This is a genomic window from Streptomyces lunalinharesii (assembly GCF_039532155.1).
In the GTDB taxonomy this organism is placed as follows: Bacteria; Actinomycetota; Actinomycetes; order Streptomycetales; family Streptomycetaceae; genus Streptomyces; species Streptomyces lunalinharesii.
Map to the genome: position 1 here is coordinate 241474 of NZ_BAAARK010000002.1, position 18140 is coordinate 259613.

General features: G+C 73.2%; 21 protein-coding genes. 6 read left to right on the forward strand and 15 right to left on the reverse strand.

Features of this window, described 5'->3' with window-relative positions; genetic code table 11:
- Positions 1-323: 323 nt before the first annotated feature.
- A complete protein-coding gene (locus ABD385_RS05075; protein WP_344573733.1) occupies positions 324-1607 on the forward strand; it encodes an ADP-ribosylglycohydrolase family protein in 1284 nt (427 codons plus the stop codon).
- Between the two features lie 120 nt (positions 1608-1727).
- Here ABD385_RS05075 and lgt read toward each other — a convergent pair whose 3' ends face one another.
- The 11 genes from lgt to hisI form a co-directional block, all read right to left on the reverse strand.
- Positions 1728-2714, reverse strand: a complete 987-nt coding sequence (gene lgt / locus ABD385_RS05080) for a prolipoprotein diacylglyceryl transferase (RefSeq protein WP_344573735.1) — start codon at positions 2712-2714, stop codon at positions 1728-1730.
- Positions 2715-2819: 105 nt separating this feature from the next.
- A complete protein-coding gene (locus tag ABD385_RS05085; protein WP_344573736.1) occupies positions 2820-3632 on the reverse strand; it encodes a DsbA family protein in 813 nt (270 codons plus the stop codon).
- Positions 3633-3710: 78 nt separating this feature from the next.
- Complete coding sequence (gene trpA, locus ABD385_RS05090; RefSeq protein ID WP_344573737.1) at positions 3711-4571, reverse strand: tryptophan synthase subunit alpha; 861 nt, start codon at positions 4569-4571, stop codon at positions 3711-3713.
- Positions 4571-5833: a tryptophan synthase subunit beta gene (gene trpB / locus ABD385_RS05095; RefSeq protein WP_344573738.1), complete on the reverse strand. Its 1263-nt coding sequence runs from the start codon at positions 5831-5833 to the stop codon at positions 4571-4573. The genes trpA and trpB overlap by 1 nt, the downstream gene beginning before the upstream one ends.
- A gap of 107 nt (positions 5834-5940) precedes the next feature.
- Complete coding sequence (trpM, locus tag ABD385_RS05100; protein WP_344573739.1) at positions 5941-6111, reverse strand: tryptophan biosynthesis modulator TrpM; 171 nt, start codon at positions 6109-6111, stop codon at positions 5941-5943.
- 30 nt (positions 6112-6141) lie between these two features.
- Entirely contained in the window at positions 6142-6951 is an 810-nt protein-coding gene (gene trpC, locus ABD385_RS05105) for an indole-3-glycerol phosphate synthase TrpC (protein ID WP_331248881.1), read from the reverse strand.
- A 199-nt stretch (positions 6952-7150) separates the two neighbouring features.
- Entirely contained in the window at positions 7151-7597 is a 447-nt protein-coding gene (locus ABD385_RS05110; protein ID WP_344573740.1) for a DUF2752 domain-containing protein, read from the reverse strand.
- 119 nt (positions 7598-7716) lie between these two features.
- Complete coding sequence (locus ABD385_RS05115; protein ID WP_037632767.1) at positions 7717-7959, reverse strand: HGxxPAAW family protein; 243 nt, start codon at positions 7957-7959, stop codon at positions 7717-7719.
- Positions 7960-8045: 86 nt separating this feature from the next.
- A complete protein-coding gene (locus ABD385_RS05120; protein ID WP_344573741.1) occupies positions 8046-8699 on the reverse strand; it encodes a TIGR02234 family membrane protein in 654 nt (217 codons plus the stop codon).
- Positions 8700-8754: 55 nt separating this feature from the next.
- Positions 8755-10290, reverse strand: a complete 1536-nt coding sequence (locus tag ABD385_RS05125) for an anthranilate synthase component I (protein WP_344573742.1) — start codon at positions 10288-10290, stop codon at positions 8755-8757.
- An 11-nt stretch (positions 10291-10301) separates the two neighbouring features.
- Positions 10302-10682, reverse strand: coding sequence for a phosphoribosyl-AMP cyclohydrolase (hisI, locus tag ABD385_RS05130; RefSeq protein WP_233658147.1), 381 nt, complete (start codon positions 10680-10682; stop codon positions 10302-10304).
- A 32-nt stretch (positions 10683-10714) separates the two neighbouring features.
- Between hisI and ABD385_RS05135 the strand changes: the two genes are divergently transcribed.
- Positions 10715-10885, forward strand: a complete 171-nt coding sequence (locus ABD385_RS05135; RefSeq protein WP_275465091.1) for a hypothetical protein — start codon at positions 10715-10717, stop codon at positions 10883-10885.
- 65 nt (positions 10886-10950) lie between these two features.
- Positions 10951-11583: a TIGR03085 family metal-binding protein gene (locus ABD385_RS05140; protein ID WP_344573743.1), complete on the forward strand. Its 633-nt coding sequence runs from the start codon at positions 10951-10953 to the stop codon at positions 11581-11583.
- A gap of 41 nt (positions 11584-11624) precedes the next feature.
- Here the strand turns inward: ABD385_RS05140 and ABD385_RS05145 are convergent, their stop codons facing one another.
- Positions 11625-12539: a LysR family transcriptional regulator gene (locus ABD385_RS05145; RefSeq protein WP_344573744.1), complete on the reverse strand. Its 915-nt coding sequence runs from the start codon at positions 12537-12539 to the stop codon at positions 11625-11627.
- A gap of 94 nt (positions 12540-12633) precedes the next feature.
- On the opposite strand from ABD385_RS05145, the gene ABD385_RS05150 reads away from it, so the two are divergent.
- The 3 genes from ABD385_RS05150 to ABD385_RS05160 are packed head-to-tail and all read left to right on the forward strand — an operon-like array spanning position 12634 to position 16105.
- Positions 12634-13383 (forward strand): succinate dehydrogenase, encoded by a 750-nt coding sequence (locus ABD385_RS05150; RefSeq protein WP_425585346.1) that lies wholly within the window; start codon positions 12634-12636, stop codon positions 13381-13383.
- Between the two features lie 2 nt (positions 13384-13385).
- On the forward strand, positions 13386-15332 hold the full coding sequence (locus ABD385_RS05155; protein WP_344573745.1) for a fumarate reductase/succinate dehydrogenase flavoprotein subunit: 1947 nt from the start codon (positions 13386-13388) through the stop codon (positions 15330-15332).
- A 29-nt stretch (positions 15333-15361) separates the two neighbouring features.
- Positions 15362-16105, forward strand: coding sequence for a succinate dehydrogenase/fumarate reductase iron-sulfur subunit (locus ABD385_RS05160; protein WP_344573947.1), 744 nt, complete (start codon positions 15362-15364; stop codon positions 16103-16105).
- 91 nt (positions 16106-16196) lie between these two features.
- On the opposite strand, the gene hisF is transcribed toward ABD385_RS05160, so the two are convergent.
- The 3 genes from hisF to priA are packed head-to-tail and all read right to left on the reverse strand — an operon-like array spanning position 16197 to position 18128.
- On the reverse strand, positions 16197-16952 hold the full coding sequence (gene hisF / locus ABD385_RS05165; protein WP_344573746.1) for an imidazole glycerol phosphate synthase subunit HisF: 756 nt from the start codon (positions 16950-16952) through the stop codon (positions 16197-16199).
- A 14-nt stretch (positions 16953-16966) separates the two neighbouring features.
- Positions 16967-17368 (reverse strand): Rid family hydrolase, encoded by a 402-nt coding sequence (locus tag ABD385_RS05170; RefSeq protein ID WP_344573747.1) that lies wholly within the window; start codon positions 17366-17368, stop codon positions 16967-16969.
- 37 nt (positions 17369-17405) lie between these two features.
- Positions 17406-18128 (reverse strand): bifunctional 1-(5-phosphoribosyl)-5-((5-phosphoribosylamino)methylideneamino)imidazole-4-carboxamide isomerase/phosphoribosylanthranilate isomerase PriA, encoded by a 723-nt coding sequence (priA, locus tag ABD385_RS05175; RefSeq protein ID WP_344573948.1) that lies wholly within the window; start codon positions 18126-18128, stop codon positions 17406-17408.
- Between the last annotated feature and the right edge of the window lie 12 nt (positions 18129-18140).

An 18140-nucleotide genomic window follows, 5' to 3' on the forward strand; every position in this document is an offset into this window, starting at 1 on the left:
AGGTGTGGGCCGCTGACGGCGCTTTCCCCTCCAACACCTCGAAGCTATGCGCGAATTGCCTTCCTCCGCTAGCAAGGAAGGCCGAACTTACCGCGCTGACCTGCGGCTTTACCGAGAAGTCGAGCTTGTGATCCCGATCACGAGCACTTTTGGCGGCCTCCCTGCCCCCGTGCCGGCCGGTCGACCGGGTGACCCTGCCGGCCCGCGCAGGACAGTCGGCCCGCCGCGGGGGACGGATACCGCGCCGGAGCGACTGCGCGCGGGCCCCGCCGACCGCCACCCGCCCCGGCGACCGCCGCCCCCAGCGAAAGGACGCCCCGCAGATGACGGACGCCACCGCCACCACGACGCCGCCGGCCCCGGAACCGGCCGCCCCCGCAGGGCCCCTGGCGTCCCACGCCGCCGTCCCGGAGCCCGGACCGGCCGGTGCGCCGCCCGAGGTCGCCCCGCTGGAGGACCGAGCGAGCGGCGCACTCGTCGGGGCCGCGGTCGGCGACGCCCTCGGCGGGCCGGCCGAGGGCCTGACGCCGGAACAGATCGTGGCCCGGCACGGCGGCCGGATCGAGGGCATCGTCGGGCCGTTCCACACCGACTGGCGCACCGCCAGACCGCTCACGCCGTACCACAAGGGCGACGGCCACGTCACCGACGACACCCTGATGACCCACGCACTGGTCCGCGTCTACGAGACGGTCCGCGACCACCTCGACGCCTACGACGTGGCCGACCACCTCGTCCCGGACCTGATCGGCACGCCGCGCTGGATCCCCGAACTGGAGGCCGAGGCGCTGCCGTTGCAGCGGATCCTCCTCGCCGAGAAGTGGATCGTGGCGCGGCTGCACTACGGGCACGCCGATCCGCGCGAGGCTGGCGTCGGAAACATCGTCAACTCCGGTGCGGCGATGTACATGACGCCGGTCGGCGTCGTCAACGCCGGCAATCCCGACCGGGCTTACGCCGAGGCGCTGGACATCTCCGCCGCCCACCAGGCGTCTTACGGGCGCGAGGCGGCCGGGGTGTTCGCCGCCGCGGTGGCCGCCGCGTTCCTCCCGGACGCCACCCCGGCCTCGGTGGCCGGGCACGCGCTGCGGCTGGCGAAGGACGGCACCCGGGCCGCGATCGAGGCGGTCTGCGACGTCGCCGCGCCGCACACCGACTACGAGTCCGCGCTGGTGCCGCTGCGGGCCGCGGTCGCGCCGTTCGACACCGTGGGCCCGGACCACCGCCAGCCGTCGTTGGGCGCCCGCCGGCCCTCCCGGCTGCACGCCGTCGAGGAATTGCCCATCGCCCTGGGCATGCTGCTGGTCACCGACGGCGACTACCGGGCCGGCGTCCTCGGCGCGGTCAACTACGGACGCGACAGCGCCGCCACCGCCACGATGGCCGGTGCCCTGGCCGGCGCCCTGAACGGCGCGGCGGCGGTGCCCGCCGACTGGCACACCGAGGTCGCCCGGGCCAGCCGACTCGACCTGCACGCCCCGGCCGCCGCCCTCGCCGCCGTCACCCGCGAGGTGTTCGCCCGCGACCGGGCCCGCCGCCTCCGCCACGAGCAGGCGTTCGACGCCATCGCGGCGCGGCTCACGGTGACCGAGGCCAGCGGGCGGTGACGGTCCGGGTGGCGGGGCGCCCCGCCACCCGGACCACGGCCGGAACGCCGGAGCGCCGGGCGGTCCCGCGGTGAGCGGGTCCGCCCGGCGCTCCGGTCGGAAGGACGAACGACGGTCGCGTCAGGTCTTCGCGCCGCCCTGGCTCCCGGCGGCCTCGGCCGGATCCGGCTTCCCTCCGGCCGCTCCCTTGGAGTCCTCAGCGCCCTTGACGTCCTCGGTGCCCTTGGTGTCCTTGGTGAGCTTCACCTCGGCCGCTCCCTCGCCGCCCTGGGCGCCCTCGCCGAGCTGCCACTCCGGCTCGACGATCTCCTCGCGCCCCGGGGCCTTCTTGGCGGAGACGATCATGTAGACCACCGCCAGGACGAAGACGACCATCGAGGTCCAGTCGTTCAGCCGCAGCCCGAGGATGTGGTGCGCCTCGTCGACGCGCATGTACTCGATCCAGGCGCGGCCGACGCAGTACGCGGCGACGTAGAGCGCGAAGACCCGGCCGTGGCCGAGGCGGAAGCGCTTGTCCGCCCAGATCACCAGCGCCGCGACGCCCAGGCACCACAGGCACTCGTAGAGGAAGGTCGGGTGGTAGGTGCCGCCGATGCGGCCGATGGCCGGATCCGGGTCGATCTTGAGCGCCCACGGCAGGTCGGTCGGCTTCCCGTACAGCTCCTGGTTGAACCAGTTGCCCCAGCGGCCGATCGCCTGTCCGATCGCCAGGCCCGGGGCCAGCGCATCGGCGTAGGCCGGCATCGGGATGCCGCGGCGACGGCAGCCGATCCAGGCACCGAGGGCACCCAGCGCGACGGCGCCCCAGATGCCGAGGCCGCCCTGCCACACCTTGAAGGCGTCGAGCGGATGACCGTTCTCGCCGAAGTACGGCTCGTACGTCGTGATGACGTGGTAGAGGCGCCCGCCGACCAGGCCGAAGGGCACCGCCCACACGGCGATGTCGGCGACGGTGCCGGAGCGGCCGCCGCGCTGCACCCAGCGACGGTTGCCGAGCCAGACGCCGACGAATACGCCGATGATGATGCAGAACGCGTAGCCACGCAGCGGGATCGGGCCGAGATGGACGACACCGGTCGGCGGGCTGGGAATGAATGCGAGGTCCATGGCAGGACCGACGCTACCGCGCCGGGCCGGGTTCACGACAACCCGCCCGGCAACGGCTGCGTAACGACCCCGCCCGGGCGGCGGGCCGTACCGCCGCCCGGTGGATCAGCCCTGGACGGGCGCCTTCTTGCCCTTGTTGGCCGCGAGCACCAGTTTCTTCAGCTCGGCGGGGGTGACCTGGCCGCCCTGGACCTGCGCGAGGTCCTTGCCGTTCAGGATGACGGTCGGCGTGCCGCGGAACCCGCCCTGGGCGAACGCCTGGTTCGACTTGCGCACGAAGCCGTCGAAACGGCCGGTGCGGACGCAGGTGGTGAACGCGTCCGACACCAGGCCGTCGACCTTCCCGGCCAGCTGGATCAGGTATTTCTTGTCGCTGAACCGGTCCTGCTGCTCCGGCGGCTGGTGGGAGTACAGGACGTCGTGGTACTCGCGGAACTTCCCGGCGTCCTGGGCGCACAGCGCGGCGTTGGCGGCGTTCAGCGAACCGGTCCCGCCGGCGTTGCCGTCGATCAGGGTGGCGAGGTGGTACTCGGTCTTGAGCTGGCCGGAGTCCTGGAGTTGGTGGATCACCGGGCGGAAGCCGGTCTCGAACTGCTGGCAGGCCGGGCAGCGGAAGTCCTCCCAGACGACGAGGGTGGAGGGGGCGCCGGCCGTGCCCACCGGGACCGCCGGCTTGTCGCCGTCGCTGGCCTTCTTGGGGAGGGCGAAGGCGGTGTCGCCGGTGCTGCCGGACCCGCCGCCGGAGGACACCCAGACGGCGACCCCGCCGGCCACCGCGAGCGCCGCCACCACCGCGCCGCCGACGACCGCCTGGCGGATCCGCCGGGCGCGCGTCCTGTCCTTGGTGCGCTGTGCCTGCAGCCGCTCGCGGGCGCTGTTCGTTCGGTCACGGTCCTGGCCGTCATGGTTGTGGTTCACGCCCGGGGACAACGAGGCGGAGGGGCGCGGTCGCACCCCTCCGCTCCGAAGTTCGCCCCATCGGACGATCCGCCGGTGTCAGTCGCGGACCGCGCCGCCCCGTCGCACGCCCTCGCCCAGCTGGCCGGCGAGGCCGCGCACCGCGGCGAGGCCGGCGTCAAGGTCGTCGTCCGCCGCCAGCAGGCACTTGACGAACGCCGAGCCGACGATCACACCGTCGGCGAACCGGGCGACCTCACGGGCCTGCTCGGGGTTGGAGACCCCGAGTCCGACGCAGACCGGGAGCCCGTTGCGGGCGCCGGCGGTGGCGCGGGTGCGGGCCACCAGGTCCTCGGCCTCCCGGCCGACGGACTCGCGGGTGCCGGTGACGCCCATCAGGGAGGCGGCGTAGACGAAGCCGCTGCCGGCCTCGGTGATCTTGGCCAGCCGCTCGTCCCGGCTGCTCGGCGCGACCACGAAGACGGTGGCCAGGCCGTGCTGCTCGGCGGCCTTGCGCCAGCCCTCGGACTCCTCGACCGGGAGGTCCGGCAGGATGCAGCCGGCGCCGCCCGCCGCCGCGAGGTCGGCGGCGAACCGCTCGACGCCGTAGCGGTCGACCGGGTTCCAGTAGGTCATGCAGAGCACCGGCGCCCCGGTGGCGGCGTGCACCTCGCGGACCGTGCGGATCACGTCGACGATCTTGACGCCGCCGCGCAACGCGATGTCGTCGGCGGTCTGGATCACCGGACCGTCCAGCACCGGGTCGCTGTGCGGCAGCCCGACCTCGACGACGTCGCAGCCGCCGTCCAGCATCTCGGTCATCGCGCGGATGCCGCCCTCGACGGTGGGGAAGCCGGCCGGCAGGTAGCCGACCAGGGCCGCCCGGTCCTCCGCCTTGGCCTGCGCCAGCACGGACGACAGGAGTTCGATGTTGCCCGTGTTGCCCGTGTTGCCCGCCATCAGTGGTCCCCCTCGCCGGTGCGGCCGTCGTTGTCGTAGAGCCCGAAGTAGCGGGCGGCGGTGTCCATGTCCTTGTCGCCGCGGCCCGAGAGGTTCACCAGCAGCAGGCCGTCGGGGCCCAGCTCCCGGCCGATCTCCAGGGCGCCGGCCAGCGCGTGCGCGCTCTCGATGGCCGGGATGATGCCCTCGCTCTGCGACAGCAGCCGCAGCGCCTGCATCGCCGCGTCGTCGGTCACCGCGCGGTACTCGGCGCGGCCGACGTCCTTGAGGTAGGCGTGCTCGGGGCCGATGCCCGGGTAGTCCAGGCCGGCGGAGATCGAGTACGGCTCGGTGATCTGGCCGTCCTCGTCCTGGAGGACGTAGGAGCGGGAGCCGTGCAGGATGCCGGGGGTGCCCTCGGTGAGGGTGGCGGCGTGCTCGCCGGTCTCGATGCCGTGGCCACCGGGCTCGCAGCCGATCAGGCGGACGTCCGCGTCGGGCAGGAAGGCGTGGAAGAGGCCGATGGCGTTGGAACCGCCGCCGACGCAGGCGACGGCAGCGTCCGGCAGCCGGCCGGCGCGCTCCAGGATCTGGCGGCGGGCCTCGACGCCGATGACCCGGTGGAAGTCGCGGACCAGGGCCGGGAAGGGGTGCGGGCCGGCGACCGTGCCGAAGAGGTAGTGGGTGCGGTCGACGTTGGCGACCCAGTCGCGGAACGCCTCGTTGATGGCGTCCTTGAGGGTGCGGCTGCCGGACTTCACGGCGATGACCTCGGCGCCGAGCATCCGCATCCGGGCCACGTTGAGGGCCTGCCGCCGGGTGTCGACCTCGCCCATGTAGATGGTGCATTCGAGGCCGAAGAGGGCGCAGGCGGTGGCGGTGGCGACGCCGTGCTGGCCGGCGCCGGTCTCCGCGATGACCCGGGTCTTGCCCATGCGCTTGGTGAGCAGCGCCTGGCCCAGCACGTTGTTGATCTTGTGCGAGCCGGTGTGGTTGAGGTCCTCGCGCTTGAGGAACACCCGGGCCCCGCCGGCGTGTTCGGCGAACCGCGACACCTCGGTGAGCGCGCTGGGCCGCCCGGTGTAGTTGACCATCAGGTCGTCGAGCTCGGCGGCGAACGACGGGTCCGCCTTGGCCTTCTCGTACTCGGCGGCGACCTCGTCCACCGCGGCGACCAGCGCCTCGGGGATGAACTTGCCGCCGAACGCGCCGAAGTAGCCCTCGGCGCTGGGCACGTGGCCTTCCGGATCGGGAAGGAAGAAACGGGAACTTCCGGAGGACATCTGAGCACTCCTCGACCGGGGCGCACTGCCCCTCAAGGTCCGGTGGAACGGGATGACGTGACGACTGCTGCGCGCGGTGGTGCGCCGCCGTTACGGGGACGGGCGCGTCAGCGCGCGGTCCCCGGGCGCCATCGCATCCCGTTGATCTGACCCGGTTCGGAGCCGATGTGGTACCGGACCCGGCGCCCCCGGACCCGCCGGGCGGGGGCCCGGCAGCCACGGTGCCACGAGGGCAGCGCGGAGCGGCTGGCCTCGGGGCGGCGGGGGACGGTGGTCATCTCGAAAGTGTCCTGCCTTCGGCTACCGGGTCAGTCCCGGCCGTGCCGGATCGCCGGGTGGGAACCGGCCGCGACCAGGTCGGCGACCGCGGTCCTGGGGTCCTTGCCGGTCACCAGCGACTCGCCCACCAGGACGGCGTCGGCGCCGTCGTTGGCGTACGCGATCAGGTCGTGCGGGCCGCGCACGCCGGACTCGGCGACCTTGACGATGTGGTCCGGGATCTCCGGGGCGACCCGGGTGAAGGTGCCCCGGTCGACCTCCAGGGTCTTGAGGTTGCGGGCGTTGACCCCGATGATCCGGGCGCCGGCGTCCACCGCCCGGGCGACCTCGTCCTCGTCGTGCGCCTCGACCAGCGGCGTCAGCCCGATCGACTCGGCCCGCTCGATCAGCGACACCAGCGCCTCCTGCTCCAGCGCGGCGACGATCAGCAGCGCGAGGTCGGCGCCGTAGGCCCGGGCCTCCCACAGCTGGTAGGCGGTGACGATGAAGTCCTTGCGCAGGACCGGGATGTCGACCTTGGCGCGGACGGCCTCCAGGTCGGCGAGCGAGCCGCCGAACCGGCGCTGCTCGGTGAGCACGGAGATCACCGCGGCGCCGCCCGCCTCGTAGTCGGCGGCCAGGCCCGCGGGGTCGGCGATGGCGGCCAGCGCGCCCTTGGAGGGGCTGGAGCGCTTGACCTCGCAGATCACCCGGACGCCCTCGCCCTTCAGGGCGGCGACACCGTCCTTCGCGGGGCGCGCCTTGCGGGCCCGCTCCTTGAGCTCGTCGAGGCTGACGCGCGCCTGCCGCTCGGCGAGGTCGGCGCGGACTCCTTCGATGATCTCATCGAGCACGCTCACGCGAGCGGCCTCCTTCTTGAACGGTGGAGGTGGACAGTGACCTGTGGGACCGGACGACTGTCCCAACCGGTCCTCTGATGGTATCCGCCTGCGGGGGCAGGTCCCGCATCCGGTGGACCGTGGTCCCACACCCTGGACACCTCCGGGCCGCGGGGAGGGGCGCCGACGGCGGGGCGCCGGGGCCTGGGCGCGGTGCGGGTCACGGGCGCAGCCCGGCGCCGAAGGGGAGGTTGCGGACGACCGCGAAGGCCAGCAGCAGCGTGCCGAGCGCCCACCAGTGGACCGGCCGGGGACGCGGGCCGGCGGTGGGCAGGCCGCGGGCCGCCCGGACCAGCCAGACGAGCCAGAAGAGCGCGAACGCGGCGTAGCCGGCGACCGCCGGGGCGTTGGCGCCCAGTGCCGTGACGAGGTCGCCGTGCGCGACGGCGTGCGCGCTGCGCAGCCCGCCGCAGGCCGGGCAGAGCAGGCCGGTGAGGTGCAGGAGCGGGCAGACGGGGTAGTGGCCCGGTTCGTTCGGGTCGACGGCGCCCACATAAGCGAAGGCGGCGGTCACCGCCGCGAGGGTGCCGACCGGTGCCGCGAGGCGGCGCAGCGGACGGGCGGGCCGGGAGCCGTCCGGCCCGAGCGGTACCACGGGATCGCTCACGGTGCCGATGCTGCTACCGGAAGCGGGAAGGCGCAGCTTCTCGGCCGCCGTACGGGGCGCGGGCCGTACGGGGAGCGGGAAGCGGGAAGCGGCGCCTTCGGGTTGCTGCCGAGCGGGGCTCAGCCCTCCTGCGGCTGGACCTTGGCCGGGGCGACCTTGGCGGAGCGCTTCGGCTCCTTGCCCATGCCGGCGGCGCGCATCAGACCGCCCACGACGGCACCGGCGGCGATCAGCACCATGCCCGCCCAGAAGCCGGCCACGTTGGCCATCACGATGAAGACGCCGGCCACACAGAAGCCGATGAACGCGATGATGACGCCGGTCCAGGCGGCGGGGGTGTGTCCGTGGCCACTGCTCGACATGGGGTGCTCCTCTTTGCTGAAGTCGCGCCGGGGACCGGGCGCGAAACCGTCGTCGTCCATTGTCACCGATGCCGGACGGAACCCTTTTACCGGGTCGGGTCCTCGCCGCGGTCCAGGGACTTCCAGATCTCCTCGGGGCGCTCCAGGTCCGGCGCCGCCGGGGCGCGCCGCGGGCCGCGGGCGCCGCCCGGGGTGCGCTCGTAGCGGCCCGACATCGCGGGCCAGGAGCGGCCGTACAGCAGGGCCAGCACGCCGGCGAGGAGCAGCAGCACGCCGCCGGCGGCGGCCACCCAGGGCCAGACGGTGTGCGTGACGTGATGCACATCGGCGCCGGCCAGGCCGACCGCGTCGGCGGCCTTCTCGCGCAGCGCCGAGGTGTCGCCGTAGCCGAGCGCGGCGGCGGCGGTGACGCCCAGGCCGCTGAGCGTCAGCAGTGCGGCGACCACGATCCGGCCGACCCGGCGGACCGCGAAGACGGCGACCAGGGCGGCCAGGCCGACCACCGCCAGCGCGCCGGGCACCCCGGTCACGTCGGCGCCGGTCACGGTGCGCGGCAGCTCGCCCTGGGCGAGCACCGCGGTGCCCCGGGCCCAGGTGCGGCCGGCGGCCAGCAGCGCCAGGCTGGCGCCGGCTGCGCCGAGCAGCAGGGCCGGGGCGAGGGAGCGCTTGGCGCTGCGCGCGGGCCGGGCCGGCGACGGCGGCGGCTCGGTGTCGGTACGGGGCTGGGGTGCGGCACTCACGCGTACCACTATCGCCCACCGGCCCCGGTGCGCCGGTGGGCGGGGGTGCGCCGGATCATTTCCCCAGGTGGTTGGCGGTGTGGACGGCGCGCAGGACGGCCGCGGCCTTGTTGCGGCACTCGGTGTCCTCGGCGACCGGGTCGGAGTCGGCGACGATTCCGGCGCCGGCCTGGACGTAGGCGGTGCCGTCGCGCAGCAGGGCGGTGCGGATGGCGATGGCGGTGTCGGAGTCGCCGGCGAAGTCCAGGTAGCCGACGCAGCCGCCGTAGATGCCGCGCCGGGTCGGTTCCAGTTCGTCGATGATCTGTAGGGCGCGCGGCTTGGGGGCGCCGGAGAGGGTGCCGGCGGGGAAGCAGGCGGTGAGCACGTCGAAGGCGGTGCGGCCGGCGGCGACCGTGCCGGTGACCGTGGAGACGATGTGCATGACGTGGCTGTAGCGCTCGACGGACATGAAGTCGACCACCTCGACGCTGCCGGGCTCGCAGACCCGGCCCAGGTCGTTGCGGCCCAGGTCGACCAGCATCAGGTGCTCGGCGCGCTCCTTGGGGTCGGCCATCAACTCGTCGGCGAGCGCCTGGTCCTCCTGGACGGTGGCGCCGCGCGGGCGGGTGCCGGCGATCGGGTGCACCATGGCCCGGCCGTCCTCGACCTTGACCAGCGCCTCGGGACTGGAGCCGACCACGTCGAAGGCGCGGCCGTCGTCGCCCTCGAAACGGAAGAGGTACATGTACGGGCTGGGATTGGTGGCCCGCAGCACGCGGTAGACGTCCAACGCGCTGGCCGTGCAGGGGGTTTCGAACCGCTGCGAGGGCACCACCTGGAACGCCTCGCCGGCGCGGATGCGCTCCTTGACGTCCTCGACGGCGGCCATGAACGCCTCGCCGCCCCACTTGCCGGTGTAGGTGGGCACGGAGGCCGGCGGGAGCGCGGCGGCGCTCGCGGGCGCGGGGCGGGACAGGTCGTCGGCCATGGCGTCCAGCCGGGCCACCGCGTCCGCGTACGCCTCGTCGATGCCGGATTCCAGGTCGTTGTGGTTGATCGCGTTGGCGATCAGCAGGACCGTGCCGCTCCAGTGGTCCAGGACCGCGAGGTCGGAGGTGAGCAGCATGGTCAGCTCGGGCAGGCCGAGGTCGTCGGTGGTGTGGTCGCCGACCTTCTCCAGGCGGCGCACGACGTCGTAGCCGAGGTAGCCGACCATGCCGCCGGTGAAGGGCGGCAGGCCCTCGCCCTCGATGAGGTCGCGGGGAGTGTGCAGGGTCTCGACGGTGGCGCGCAGCGCGGCGAGCGGGTCGCCGTCGGTGGGGACGCCGACGGGTGGGCTGCCGAGCCAGTGCGCCTGCCCGTCGCGGGTGGTGAGCGTCGCGGCGCTGCGGACGCCGATGAACGAGTACCGCGACCACGTGCGGCCGTTCTCAGCGGATTCGAGGAGGAAGGTGCCGGGGCGCTCGGCGGCGAGCTTGCGGTAGAGGCCGACCGGGGTGTCGCCGTCCGCCAGGAGGCGCCGGGTGACGGGGATGACCCGTCGGTCCTTGGCGAGCGTGCGGAAGGTGTCGAGGTCCGGTGCGGCGGTGCCGGTGGTTCCCGTGGTCATGGCAGCGGAGCCTACTGGTCGGCGGTGGGGGCGTCGGCCAGCACGTCGGCGTCGAAACAGGTGCGGGCGCCGGTGTGGCAGGCCGCGCCGACCTGGTCGACCTTGACCAGCACGGTGTCGGCGTCGCAGTCGAGGGCGACGGACTTCACGTACTGGACGTGCCCGGAGGTGTCGCCCTTGACCCAGTATTCGCGGCGACTGCGGGACCAGTACGTGCAGCGGCCGGTGGTCAGGGTGCGGTGCAGCGCCTCGTCGTCCATCCAGCCGAGCATCAGCACTTCCCCGGTGTCGTACTGCTGGGCGATGGCCGGGAAGAGGCCGTCCGCGTCGCGCTTGAGGCGGGCGGCGACGGCGGGGTCCAGGGCGGGGGCGGTGGCGCGACTGCTGGTCATGGGTCCATTGTGCCGTGCGGCATCCTGCTGGAATGGACCAGCAGCCCCCGGACGCACGCGCCGGCTCCACCGCCGCGCCCCCCGCTGCGCCGCCGCCGGACCCGGACCGGACGGCGAAGGTCGCGGTACGGGTGTTGGCCGCGGTGTTCGTGGCGTCGCTGGTGGCGGCCGTGGTGGTGGCGGTGGTCGTGCTGCACTGGTGACGGCGGCGCGGGGCCGGGGCGGGTGCGCCGTGGCAGGGGACGCGCAGCGGTCGTAGGCTGGCGGTATGTCGACCCATGCGAAGCGTGAACGGCTCCTTCTGGCCGACCTGTTGGAGAGCGCGGGCCCGGAGGCGCCGACGCTCTGCGACGACTGGACGACGCGGGACCTGGCCGCGCACCTGGTGGTCCGCGAGCGGCGCACGGACGCGTCCGCGGGGATCGTGCTGAAGCCGCTGGCGGCGCGGCTCGAGCGGGTGCAGGCGGAGTTCGCCGCGAAGCCGTACGAGGAGCTGATCGGCCTGATCAGGACGGGTCCGCCGAAGATGTCGCCGTTCGCGCTGAAGCAGATCGACGAGGCGTCGAACACCGTCGAGTTCTACGTGCACGCCGAGGACGTGCGGCGGGCCCAGCCGGACTGGACGCCGCGCGAGCTGGACCCGGTCTTCGCGGACGCGCTGTGGGCGCGGCTGGAGCGGGCGGCCCGGGTGCTGGGCCGGAAGGCGCCGGTCGGCGTGGTGCTGCGGCGGCCGGACGGGCAGACCGTGGTGGCGCACCGGGGTGCTCCGGTGGTGACGGTCACCGGCGAGCCGGGCGAGCTGACGATGTTCGCCTTCGGCCGGCTGGCCGCGGCGAAGGTGGAGCTGGACGGCGAGCCGGACGCGGTGGCGAAGCTGCGGGCGGCGAAGCTGGGGGTCTGACGGGGCGCGGCGCCGGGGCCTTCCCCGGCGGGCGCCGCTCTTCAGGGGGCGTCGCCGAAGGGCACGTCGTCGGCCAGGTGCGCGCGCAGGATGCGGTCCAGTTCGCGGGCGGCGCGCGGCGGTGAGACGTCGCCGCGGTGGGCGACGGAGATCACGCGGTGCATGCCGGGGGTGGCGAACGGCGTGATGCGCAGGCCGGAGCGTTCGGCGACCATGCTGGGGACGACGGCGACGCCGAGCCCGGCCCGGACGAAGCCGAGGACCGCGTCCATCTCGCCGCCCTCGACGGTGAAGGTGGGTTCGAAGCCGGCGGCGCGGCATGCGGCCGTGGTGAATTCCCGCAGGTCGTAGCCGCGGCGGAACATCGCGAGCGGGCGGCCGCGGAGGTCCTCGACGCGGATCCGGGTGCGCCGGCCGGTCACCGGTGCCGGACGGCCTGGGGCGGAGACCACCACCAGTTCCTCGCGCAGCAGCTCCGCGGTGGCCAGGGCCGGGGCCTGGCCGGGCAGCGGCGTGATGATCAGCGCCAGGTCCAGGTCGCCGTCGGCCAGGGCCCGCACCAGGTCCTGGGATCCGTCCTCGCTGACGATCAGGTCGACGCCCGGGTAGGCGGCGTGGAAGGCGCTCAGCACGTCGGGGACGAGGCTGGCGCAGAGGCTGGGCGGGGCACCGAGGCGCAGCCGGCCGCGGCGCAGTTGGGCGACCTCCTGGACCTCACGGCGGGCGGTCTCGGTGTCGGCGAGGATCCGGCGGGCGAGCGGCAGCAGGGTTTCGCCGGCGTCGGTCAGGGTGATGTGGCCACGGGCGCGGTGGAAGAGCTCGGCCCCCAACTCCCGTTCCAGGGCCCGGATCTGCTGGGAGAGGGAGGGCTGGGCGACGTGTTCGCGTTCGGCGGCGCGGGTGAAGTGGCGGGTGTCGGCCACGGCCGTGAAGTAGCGGAGCTGCTGTAGCTGCATGGGGGGAATATAAGGCAACGATAGGGCCAGCCTATCGAGATCAGCTGGACCATGTCTTGGACTGATGGCGAACGCGTCCCTACCGTCGGGACTCATGGCACTGGCAACACGGACGGACCAACGGCCGCCGAAGAAGAACCGCGCACCGCGGCGCCCCGGCGGCGGGCCGACGGGCGGGCGCGCACTGTGGGACTCCACCGTCGGCAAGAAGACAGTGATGGCCGTCAGCGGCCTGATCATGCTCGGATACCTCGTCGCCCACATGTTCGGCAACCTGAAGATCTTCTTCGGGCCCGACACCTTCAACGGGTACGCGCACTGGCTGCGCACCCTCGGCGAGCCGTTCATGCACTACGAGTGGACGCTCTGGGTGTTCCGCGTGGTCCTGGTGGCCGCCGTCGTCGCGCACGCCACCTCCGCGTACCAGCTCAGCCGGCGCGACATCAAGGCCCGCCCGACGAAGTACGTGCACAAGAAGCCGCGGGCCAGCTACGCCACCCGCACGATGCGGTGGGGCGGGATCATCCTCGGCCTGTTCATCGTCTGGCACGTCCTCGACCTGACCACCGGCACCGTGCACGCCGGCGGATTCCAGCCGGGCCACCCGTACCAGAACGTCGTGGACACCTTCTCCACCTGGTACGGCAACGTCATCTACCTCGTCGCGATGCTCGCGCTCGGCCTGCACGTCCGGCACGGCTTCTGGAGCGCCGCGCAGACCCTCGGCGCCGGCAGCCGGAGCCGCGACCGCCTCCTGAAGACCCTGGCCGACCTGCTCGCGCTGGTGCTGACCCTGGGCTTCATCGCCGTCCCCGTGGGCGTCATGACCGGATTGGTGAGCTGACCATGACCTACACCGACTTCACGACCGGGGAACCGGTCGTCGACAGCAAGGCCCCCACCGGCCCCATCGCCGAGCGCTGGGACACCCGCCGCTTCGAGGCCAAGCTGGTCAACCCGGCCAACCGCCGCAAGCACACGGTCATCGTCGTCGGCACCGGGCTGGCCGGCGGCTCGGCCGGCGCCACCCTCGCCGAACAGGGCTACCACGTCGTCCAGTTCTGCTACCAGGACTCGCCGCGCCGGGCCCACTCCATCGCCGCGCAGGGCGGCATCAACGCCGCGAAGAACTACCGCAACGACGGCGACTCCGTCCACCGCCTCTTCTACGACACCGTCAAGGGCGGCGACTTCCGGGCGCGGGAGTCCAACGTCCACCGGCTGGCCCAGATCTCGGTGGAGATCATCGACCAGTGCGTGGCGCAGGGCGTGCCGTTCGCCCGCGAGTACGGCGGCCTGCTGGACACCCGGTCCTTCGGCGGCGTCCAGGTCTCCCGGACGTTCTACGCCCGCGGCCAGACGGGCCAGCAGCTGCTGCTCGGCGCGTACCAGGCGCTGTCCCGGCAGATCGCCGCGGGCAACGTCGAGATGCACCCACGCACCGAGATGCTCGACGTGCTCGTCGTCGACGGCCGGGCCCGCGGCATCGTCGCCCGCGACCTGATCACCGGGAAGATCTCCACCTACTTCGCGGACGCGGTGGTGCTCGCCTCCGGCGGCTACGGCAACGTCTTCTACCTGTCGACGAACGCCATGAACTCCAACGCCACCGCGGTGTGGCGGGCCCACCGCCGCGGCGCGTACTTCGCCAACCCCTGCTTCACCCAGATCCACCCGACCTGCATCCCGCGCACCGGCGACCACCAGTCGAAGCTGACGCTGATGAGCGAGTCGCTGCGCAACGACGGCCGGATCTGGGTGCCGAAGGCCAAGGGCGACACCCGGCCGGCGCACGAGATCCCCGAGGACGAGCGGGACTACTACCTGGAGCGGATCTACCCCGCGTTCGGCAACCTCGTGCCGCGCGACATCGCCTCCCGGGCCGCGAAGAACGTCTGCGACGAGGGCCGCGGCGTCGGCCCCGGCGGCCAGGGCGTGTACCTGGACTTCGCGGACGCGATCCAGCGGATGGGCCGCGCGGCCGTCGAGGCCAAGTACGGCAACCTCTTCGACATGTACCAGCGGATCACCGACGAGGATCCGTACCGGGTGCCCATGCGGATCTACCCGGCCGTGCACTACACGATGGGCGGCCTGTGGGTCGACTACGACCTGCAGACCACGATCCCGGGCCTGTTCGCGGTCGGCGAGGCCAACTTCTCCGACCACGGCGCCAACCGCCTGGGCGCCTCGGCGCTCATGCAGGGCCTGGCCGACGGCTACTTCGTCCTCCCCGCCACCATCAACGACTACCTCGCCAAGCACCCGCACGGCGACGCGGTGGGCGCCGACCACCCGGACGTGCAGGAGGTGCTGGCCGACACCGAGGACCGGCTGAACCTGCTGCTCGCCGTCGACGGCGACCGCACCCCCGACTCCTTCCACCGCGAGCTCGGCGAACTCATGTGGGAGTACTGCGGGATGGCCCGCACCGAAGAGGGCCTGCGCAAGGCCCTGGACCGGATCCCGCAGATCCGCGAGGAGTTCTGGCGGCGCATCAAGGTGCCCGGCACCGGCGAGGAGTTCAACCAGTCGCTGGAGAGGGCCAACCGGATCGTCGACTACCTGGAGCTCGCCGAGCTGATGTGCCTCGACGCGCTGCACCGCAGCGAGTCCTGCGGCGGCCACTTCCGCGAGGAGTCGCAGACGCCCGACGGCGAGGCCGCCCGCCGGGACGAGGCGTTCTCCTACGCCGCCGCCTGGGAGTTCACCGGCACCGGCACCGCCCCCACCCTGCACCCGGAAGACCTGGTCTTCGAGTACGTCCACCCCACCCAGCGGAGCTACGCATGACCGCCGCCTCCCGGGGGACGACCCCCGCGATGTCCCTCACCCTGCGCGTCTGGCGCCAGAAGAACGCCGACGCACCGGGCACCATGTCCACGTACGCGGTGGACGGCATCTCCCCCGACATGTCGTTCCTGGAGATGCTCGACACCCTCAACGAGGAACTCACCCTCAAGGGCGAGGACCCGGTCGCCTTCGACCACGACTGCCGCGAGGGCATCTGCGGCGCGTGCTCGCTCGTCATCAACGGCGATGCGCACGGCCCGGAGCGGACCACCACGTGCCAGCTCCACATGCGCTCCTTCCAGGACGGCGACACCATCGACATCGAGCCGTGGCGGGCCGCGGCGTTCCCGGTGGTGAAGGACCTGGTCGTGGACCGGTCGGCCTTCGACCGGATCATCCAGGCCGGCGGCTACGTCACCGCGCCGACCGGCGCCGCCCCCGAGGCGCACGCCACGCCGGTGCCCAAGCCGGACGCCGACTTCGCCTTCGAGCACGCCGAGTGCATCGGCTGCGGCGCCTGCGTCGCGGCCTGCCCGAACGGCGCGGCGATGCTCTTCACCTCCGCCAAGGTCAACCACCTCAACGTGCTGCCGCAGGGCGCCCCGGAGCGCGAGAGCCGGGTGCTGGACATGGTGGCCCAGATGGACGACGAGGGGTTCGGCGGCTGCACCCTGGCCGGCGAGTGCGCCACCGCCTGCCCCAAGGGCATCCCGCTGTTCAGCATCACCAAGATGAACCGGGAGTTCGTCCGGGCGGTCCGCAAGAAGCGCTGACCCGGCGCCCGCCGGAACGCACCGGGGCCCCCGCCGCGTCCTCGCGGCGGGGGCCCCGTGCGGTGCGGGCACCGGGCCCGCACGCGGGAGTTCACCGCACCGGGTGTCCCGCCTCCCGCAGCGCGCCCTTGACCTCGCCGATGCGCAGGTCGCCGAAGTGGAAGACGGAGGCGGCCAGGACCGCGTCGGCACCGGCCGCCACCGCGGGGGCGAAGTCGGTGAGCTTGCCCGCGCCGCCGGAGGCGATCACCGGGACGCTGACGTGCCGACGCACCGCCTCGATCATCTCCACGTCGTAGCCGTCCTTGGTGCCGTCGGCGTCCATGGAGTTCAACAGGATCTCGCCGGCGCCCAACTCCGCGGCCCGGTGTGCCCATTCGACGGCGTCGAGCCCGGCCGAACGGCGCCCGCCGTGGGTGGTGACCTCGAAGGATCCCGACGCGGTGCGGCGGGCGTCGACGGAGAGCACCAGCACCTGGCTGCCGAACCGCTCGGCGATCTCCTTGATCAGCTCCGGGCGGCCGATCGCCGCGGTGTTGACGCCGACCTTGTCGGCGCCGGCCCGCAGCAGCTTGTCGACGTCCTCGGCGGTGCGCACCCCGCCGCCGACGGTGAGCGGGATGAAGACCTGCTCGGCGGTGCGGCGGACCACGTCGTAGGTGGTCTCGCGGTTGCCGGAGGAGGCGGTGATGTCGAGGAAGGTCAGTTCGTCGGCGCCCTCGTCGCCGTAGACCTTCGCCATCTCGACCGGGTCCCCGGCGTCACGGAGGTTCTGGAAGTTGACGCCCTTGACCACGCGGCCGTTGTCGACGTCCAGGCAGGGAATGACGCGGACCGCCAGGGTCATGTCGTTCAGCCCTCTCACTCGGTTTCCGGGGACGGGTCCCGGAACGCTTCTAGTTCTACTTCCACCAGGACGCGGGAGTCGACGAAGCCGGAGACCACGACCAGGGTCGTGACCGGTGGTGCGGCTTCGAACAGCTCGCGGTGGGCGCGGGCGGCGGCGTCCACGTCCCGCAAGTGGGTCAGGTACATCCGGGTGCGCAGGACGTCGGCGGCGCCCAGCCCGAAGGGCTTGAGCGCCGCCAGCGCGTTCCCGAAGGCGACCTTGGTCTGGACGTAGGGGTCACCCTCGCCCTGGAGTACGCCGCCGACCAGCGGCATGGTGCCGGCGACCAGGACCCGGTCGCCGGCGGCCACCGCGCGCGCGAAGCCGATGGTCTCTTCCCACGGACTGTCGGTCCGTACGCGCTCGATGCTCATCACGCCGCCTCCCAGGTGGTCGGTTGCGCACCCGCGGCTACGACACCGCCGCCAGTGCCTCTTCGAGGGTGAACGCCTTCGCGTAGAGCGCCTTGCCGACGATGGAGCCCTCCACACCCTCGGGCACCAACGCGGCGATCGCGCGCAGGTCGTCGAGGGAGGAGACGCCGCCGGAGGCGACGACGGGGCGGTCGGTGGCCGCGCAGACGTTCTTGAGCAGTTCCAGGTTGGGGCCCTGGAGCGTGCCGTCCTTGTTGATGTCGGTGACGACGTAGCGGGCGCAGCCCTCGGAGTCCAGGCGGGCCAGCGTCTCGTAGAGGTCGCCGCCGTCCCGGGTCCAGCCGCGGCCGCGCAGGGTGGTGCCGCGGACGTCCAGGCCGACCGCGATCTTGTCGCCGTGCGCGGCGATGATCTTGGCGACCCACTCGGGGTCCTCCAGCGCCGCGGTGCCGATGTTGACCCGGGTGCAGCCGGTGGCCAGCGCGGCGGCCAGCGAGTCGTCGTCGCGGATGCCGCCGGACAGCTCGACCTTGATGTCCATGGAGCGGGCGACCTCGGCGATCTGCGCGCGGTTGTCGCCGGTGCCGAAGGCGGCGTCCAGATCGACCAGGTGCAGCCACTCGGCGCCGGCCCGCTGCCAGGTCAGGGCGGCCTGCAACGGGTCACCGTAGGACGTCTCGGAGCCGGACTCGCCGTGCACCAGGCGAACGGCCTGGCCGTCGCGGACGTCGACGGCGGGCAGCAGTTCAAGCTTCTTCACAGCGTTCACGGG